The organism is Persicitalea sp., from assembly GCF_041751555.1.
GTDB lineage: Bacteria > Bacteroidota > Bacteroidia > Cytophagales > Spirosomataceae > Persicitalea.
The window spans coordinates 1-5,796 of sequence record NZ_JBGSXF010000713.1 but is presented as its reverse complement, the minus strand read 5'-3'; the positions used below and the strand labels follow the sequence as shown (position 1 = coordinate 5,796).

6 protein-coding genes are annotated in these 5,796 nt (G+C 53.7%); all 6 read right to left on the bottom strand.

Annotated elements, in window-relative coordinates; genetic code table 11:
* Positions 1–14: 14 nt before the first annotated feature.
* Entirely contained in the window at positions 15–227 is a 213-nt protein-coding gene (locus ACEW8P_RS24940; RefSeq protein ID WP_373515777.1) for a VF530 family DNA-binding protein, read from the bottom strand.
* Positions 228–320: 93 nt separating this feature from the next.
* Positions 321–917: a lactate utilization protein C gene (locus ACEW8P_RS24935; protein WP_373515776.1), complete on the bottom strand. Its 597-nt coding sequence runs from the start codon at positions 915–917 to the stop codon at positions 321–323.
* The gene (locus tag ACEW8P_RS24930; RefSeq protein WP_373515775.1) at positions 907–2,271 is read right to left on the bottom strand and encodes a lactate utilization protein B; all 1,365 of its coding nucleotides are present in this window, start codon (positions 2,269–2,271) and stop codon (positions 907–909) included. Before ACEW8P_RS24930 ends, ACEW8P_RS24935 begins: the two co-directional genes overlap by 11 nt.
* A gap of 62 nt (positions 2,272–2,333) precedes the next feature.
* Positions 2,334–3,068, bottom strand: coding sequence for a (Fe-S)-binding protein (locus ACEW8P_RS24925; protein WP_373515774.1), 735 nt, complete (start codon positions 3,066–3,068; stop codon positions 2,334–2,336).
* A gap of 59 nt (positions 3,069–3,127) precedes the next feature.
* Positions 3,128–4,411: a sugar isomerase gene (locus tag ACEW8P_RS24920; protein ID WP_373515773.1), complete on the bottom strand. Its 1,284-nt coding sequence runs from the start codon at positions 4,409–4,411 to the stop codon at positions 3,128–3,130.
* Positions 4,412–4,476: 65 nt separating this feature from the next.
* The coding region (gene rhaD, locus ACEW8P_RS24915; RefSeq protein WP_373515772.1) for a bifunctional rhamnulose-1-phosphate aldolase/short-chain dehydrogenase at positions 4,477–5,796 on the bottom strand (1,320 nt) is incomplete at its 5' end.

The following is a 5,796-nucleotide window of genomic DNA, read 5'->3' as shown; positions in this document are numbered from 1 at the left end:
TTTTAGAAGATTTGTCAGTCCAAACTCTGCAAGTACAGCTCCTCTACCCGCTTCCGCGCCCAGGGCGTCCGGCGCAGAAACTTCAAGCTTGACTTCACGCTGGGATCATGCGTAAAGCAACGAACCGGCACCACCTCGCCCATTTCTTCCCAGCCATAGGTGGCGACCAGATGGTTCAAAATATCTTCCAGCTTCACGCCGTGCAGGGGGTTGTTGGGTTGAGTCATATTACTAGGTCAAACGGTCAAAGGGTTAATGGTCAACGGTTCGTGGGCATAAGCGGACGCCGCGCGGGAAGTCGTAAAACGCCATTTGGCCTTTTAACCCGAAAACGAAGTCAAAAGAAACACCGTCATACTCCGCGACCCATGCGCGCCCAGCACCAGCGACTGCTCGATGTCGGCAGTTTTGGAGGGGCCAGCCAGGAACAGGCCGAAGCCGTAATCGGCGTTGGCGATGCGATCGTAGGCGTGGTGCATAGTAGCAACGATGGTTTTTGGGTCAAGAACGACGGCCAGATTTTGGGTAATGAAGGGCGCGACGCGCTGGCCGAGTTGGGCTTCGGTGAGCCAAAGAGCGGCATTTTCGGCGACACCCATTTTAGCTTCCAGGATGTTAAATTCTACGTTTTCCAACGTGTGCGGGTCTTGGGTTTGCCAGTCGGTTTCGGCGACGGGTGCGAGTTCTGGAATCGTAGAAATGACTCGTTGGCCTTCGTTAAAATACGTTTTTACGTACGAAACTACTTCTTCAAGAGTTTGTATTTCAATTGATTGTCCACCAATAGCTTCGAGGGTAGTTTTGAATTTTTCCACTACCTGGTAATCCACGACTGCAATATCCGAAATATCGGGCAAGGGCGTAGCCGGGGGCTGATTCTTAGCAATTGCTTGCAGGATATTCGCTCTACTGTCCATTTCTATTTTTTGAAAACCATTCACGGAAACTTTCTTTGGGCGGCGCGGGCATTTCGCGCTGCTTGTACCAGGGATTAAGCCCATTGCTGACGGTAAACGGAACCAAACCCATCATCCCGCGACCTACCTTGCCCGCTGCATTGAATACTTTGGGATGCGACAGCGTAAAGGTCATCGCCCGCATCGCGACTTTCTTGGAAAAAGGCACGTGGCCTTCCTTGACTAGTACCTGCCGCCATTTGTAAAGCTGATCGTGGATGTCAATTTTGACCGGACAGACGTTGCTGCACGAGCCGCAGAGCGTAGAGGCAAAGGGCAGGTCGGCGTTTTTGCGCATATCCAGGTTCGGGGCCAAAATAGAGCCGATGGGCCCAGCCACGGCAGAGTGGTAGCTATGGCCACCGCTGCGCCGATAGACGGGGCAGGTATTCATGCAGGCCCCGCAGCGGATGCACTTCAACGAGTTGCGAAAATCTTCGCGCCCCAACTGTTGCGACCGCCCGTTGTCCACGATAATGATGTGCATTTGCTGACCGGGGCGCGGTTTCTTGAAATGGCTGGAATAAGTAGTAATCGGCTGTCCGGTGGCCGAACGCGCCAGCAGCCGCAGGAAAACACCCAGATGCTTGCGCTCAGGGATAATTTTCTCAAAGCCCATGCACGCGATATGGACGTCGGCCAAATGGGCGCCCATGTCGGCGTTGCCTTCATTGGTGCACACCACAAACTCACCGGTTTCAGCCACGGCGAAGTTGACACCCGTTAGCGCGGCCTTGCGCGACACGAATTTCTCGCGTAGGTGCTGACGTGCCGCTTCGGTCAGGTACTGTGGGTCCTCGCTGCCTTCGTCGGTACCCAGATGTTTATGAAATGTATCGCCAACATCCTTCTTTTTGAGATGTATAGCCGGAAGCACGATGTGGCTGGGCTTCTCTTGCCGCAACTGCACGATGCGCTCGCCAAGGTCAGTGTCCACTACATCTACCCCGTTTTCTTCCAAATATTCGTTCAGATGGCACTCCTCGGTGAGCATGGATTTGCTCTTGATGATCTCGGCGATTCCGTTTTCTTTCAAGATGCGGTGCACAATCTGATTGTGTTCCAGCGCGTCAATAGCCCAGTGAATTTTGATCCCGTTGGCGGTCGCTTTTTCCTCAAAAGCCACCAGGTAGTTGTGCATATTGGACAGGCCGTTGTGCTTGATCTGCGAGGCCACTTCGCGCAAGGCTTCCCATTCCGGGATCTGGAAAGCGGCCAAATCGCGCTTCTTCCGCACAAACCACAGCGTTTCGTCGTGCCAGGTTGTGCGGTCGGCATCTTTAATAAAGTTCTCAGCTAATTCAGCGTGGTTCATGATGTGGTATGTGGTACGGGCGTCCCGCCCGTCTAGTCAAATGATAAATTTTCAGGCGGAACCTAAACATTCAATTCCTCAACCTCGACCCCGTTTAAAATCTCCGCCAAATGCATCACCCGAATGGGCAACTTTTCCCGACGAATAATCCCCTCCATGTGCATCAAACACGACATATCGCCCGCCGTAAGTACCTGAGTGCCGTTCTTCATATGATCGGCGATGCGATCCTGTCCCATCCTGACGGAAAGCGCTTCCTCGGCTACACAGAAAGTACCCCCGAAACCGCAACATTCGTCTTTGCGATCCAGATTGACCAGTTCGAGCCCCTCGACCTGATCCAGCAGTCGCTCGACTTTGGAGAAAGGCGGGGCGTTCAACTCACTCATTTGGGCGATTTTCAGGCCGCGCTGCCCGTGGCAGCTTTGGTGCAAGCCCACTTTGTAGGGAAATTTTACTTTCAGATCATCCACTACCAGTACGTCAGTCAGGAATTCGGTCAGCTCGTAGCATTTTTCGGCAATGCCCGGTACGCCCAGATGTTCCTTAATATGCATCGTACAGCTTCCCGATGGGCAGACGATGTAGTCGAAGCCCGTGAAATTTTCCACAAACAAATCATTACACCCGTGCGTCAGGTGTTCAAAACCCGAGTTGGCCATCGGTTGCCCGCAGCAGGTTTGGTTTTTGGGGAAATGGACGTCGCAACCGTATTTTTCCAGTAATTCCAACGTGGCAATGGCCACCTGCGGATAAAATTGGTCAACGTAACAAGGAATGAATAGGGCGACTTTCATTTATTCAGTGGACGGTTGACAGTTGACGGTTGACGGTTGACAGCTGACAGTGAAAAAAATTACAGGCCAGTGGCTACGGTTTTTCTGCCTCTTTCTTTGATTAAGTTTTCTCGCACATTCATTTTTCGGTATAGCGCGATTGGGTCTAGCGCTCCGCCCCTCCTTGACCTTGCCTCCCGGATGAGCGGGCGGACGTCGGTGCGGTAGGCCTCTTGCAATATTTCCTGACCAAGCACAACGTCATTGTTTTCTTGCGCGGTTTGCAGGGCGGGCGTGTCCACCAGCAAGGCTTGTGCGTAGGCGAGTTGAATCGCTTCCAGCGATTGGATCAGGTCTTCCAGCGGGTCTTTGATGTTGTGGCTGGCGTCGATCATCCAGGCGAGCGAGGGATTGTTAGCATCATTATGATTCATGCCGAATACCAACTCGTTGAATATCAAAAACAACTGGTACGGCTTAATGCTGCCAACCGTGAGGTCGTCGTCGCCGTACTTGCTGTCATTGAAGTGAAAGCCACCCAGTTTTCCCTTCATCATCAGGGTAGCTACAATTTGTTCGATGTTAGTGTTTGGCAAATGGTGGCCTAAATCTACCAGGCAAAACGCTTTTTCGCCGCAACCTTCGGCCAGCAGCAGCGAAGTACCCCAATCTTGAATAACGGTGGAATAAAAATTCGGCTCGTAAGGCTTGTACTCGATGAACATCCGCCAGTCGGCGGGTAGTTCTTGGTAAATCTCCTGCAAGGATTTCTGGGTGTTCTGCAGTGACTGTCGGAAATTGCTCTGTCCCGGAAAGCTCGCGCCATCGGCCAGCCACACCGTCAGCGACTTCGATCCTAACATTTTGCCGTAACGAATCACCTCGGCGTTGTGCGCTACGGCATGTTCGCGCACGGCGGTTTGGCGGTCGGCCAGGGAGCCGTACTTGTAGGTTTGTTCTTGCTCACTTTGATCCTGAAAGGTGTTGGAGTTCACCGCATCGAACACAATGCCGTGGCTATCGGCGCGCTGCTTGATGCCTTCCGCGTCCCTGGGAATATCCCACGGAATGTGCAGCGACACTGCTCCGGCGGTTTGGGTCAGGGCGTGGAGCAGTCCGATGTCGTCGAGCTTTTGTTCCAGGTTCGTCGGCTCACCGCCAATCGAGAACCGCCCGAAGCGCGTTCCGCCTGAACCTAAAGCCCAACTCGGAATCGCAACCTGGAAATCGGCTAGTTTGGCAACGATCTCCTCGGCGTCGATGCCCTTTTTATCTAAGGCCAGTTTTAGAAAACCCAAGTGTTCCGCTTGGTCGGCGGTTTCGGTTTTGTTGAAATCCTGGATTTGGTCTTTGGTTATTTTCATAATTTAGATTTTAGACATTGGACGCTGGACTTTGGAAAGTCCAGCGTCCAGCATCCAATGTCACCCTACCTCACAAACGCATTCGCCATACCGCCATCTACGTTCAAAATATTCCCCGTACTCTTGTCAAGTACCCCCACGAAGGCGAACACACCATTGGCGATGTCTTCGGGCAGGATAATCTGGTTCATAAGATTGCGCTTGGCGTAGTGGGCAGGTAGCTCTTCTACCGTGATACCGTAGGCTTTGGCACGGCCCTCGGCCCAGGCGCCTTCCCAGATTTTGCTGCCGACGATCACGCCGTCGGGATTCACGGTATTGACCTTGATTCCTTCCGGGCCCAACTCGGCGGCGAGCAGGCGAGCCATGTGCTGCTGTGCGGCTTTGGCGGTACCGTAGGCCACGTTGTTCGGGCCAGCCACCAGGCCGTTCTTGGAGGCAATGCTGATGATGTCGCCGCCGAAGCCCTGCTTCCGCATGACCTTCACGCCCGACTGCGCCATGTGGAATTGGCCTTTGACCAAAACATCCTGTAAAATGTCCCAATCCTTTTGGGTCGTTTCTTCCAGGGGTTTCGAGATGGCAAGTCCGGCGCAATGCACCACGATGTCCACGCCACCGAATTCCAGACAGGCTTTGTCAAAAGTACTTTCCACTGCGTCGGGCTTTGTAACGTCGCCCGCTGCGTAGGTGGACACATCACGCTTGTAAGTAGCGTTGGCTTCCACAAGGCGGTCTTCGGCGATGTCGGTCAGCACCACGCAAGCCCCCTCGGCGGCTAGTTTGTCGGCGATGGCTTTGCCTATGCCGCCGCCACCACCCGTGACGATAGCCACGCGGCGCGAGAGTGGTTGTTCCTTGGGCATTCGCTGCAATTTGGCTTCTTCCAACAGCCAGTATTCGATGTCGAATGCTTCTTGACGGGGTAGAGCCGTGTATTCAGAGATAGCCTCAGCCCCACGCATTACGTTGATGGCGTTGGTGTAGAATTCCGCCGCCACGCGGGCGGTCTGCTTATTTTTGGCAAAAGTGAACATACCCACGCCGGGGTACAGAATCACGACCGGGTTGGGGTCGCGCACCGCCGGACTGTTGTCGCGCTTGTGCGCCTGATAGTAACCGTTGTACTGCACACGGTATTCCTCAAAGGCGGAGGTGAGTTGCTCTTTGATTTTTTTGGTATCGCTCAGATCGGCGTTGGGTTCCAGCGATAGCACGAGAGGCTGAATCTTGGTCCGCAGAAAGTGATCAGGGCACGAGGTACCTAAGGGCGCGAGTTTGGCCAGATCGTGGCTACCCACAAATTCGAGTACCCGCTCGTCGTCGGTAAAGTGACCGATCATGCGCTTATCACTCGAACAAAGCCCGCGTAGAACTGGAGCCAG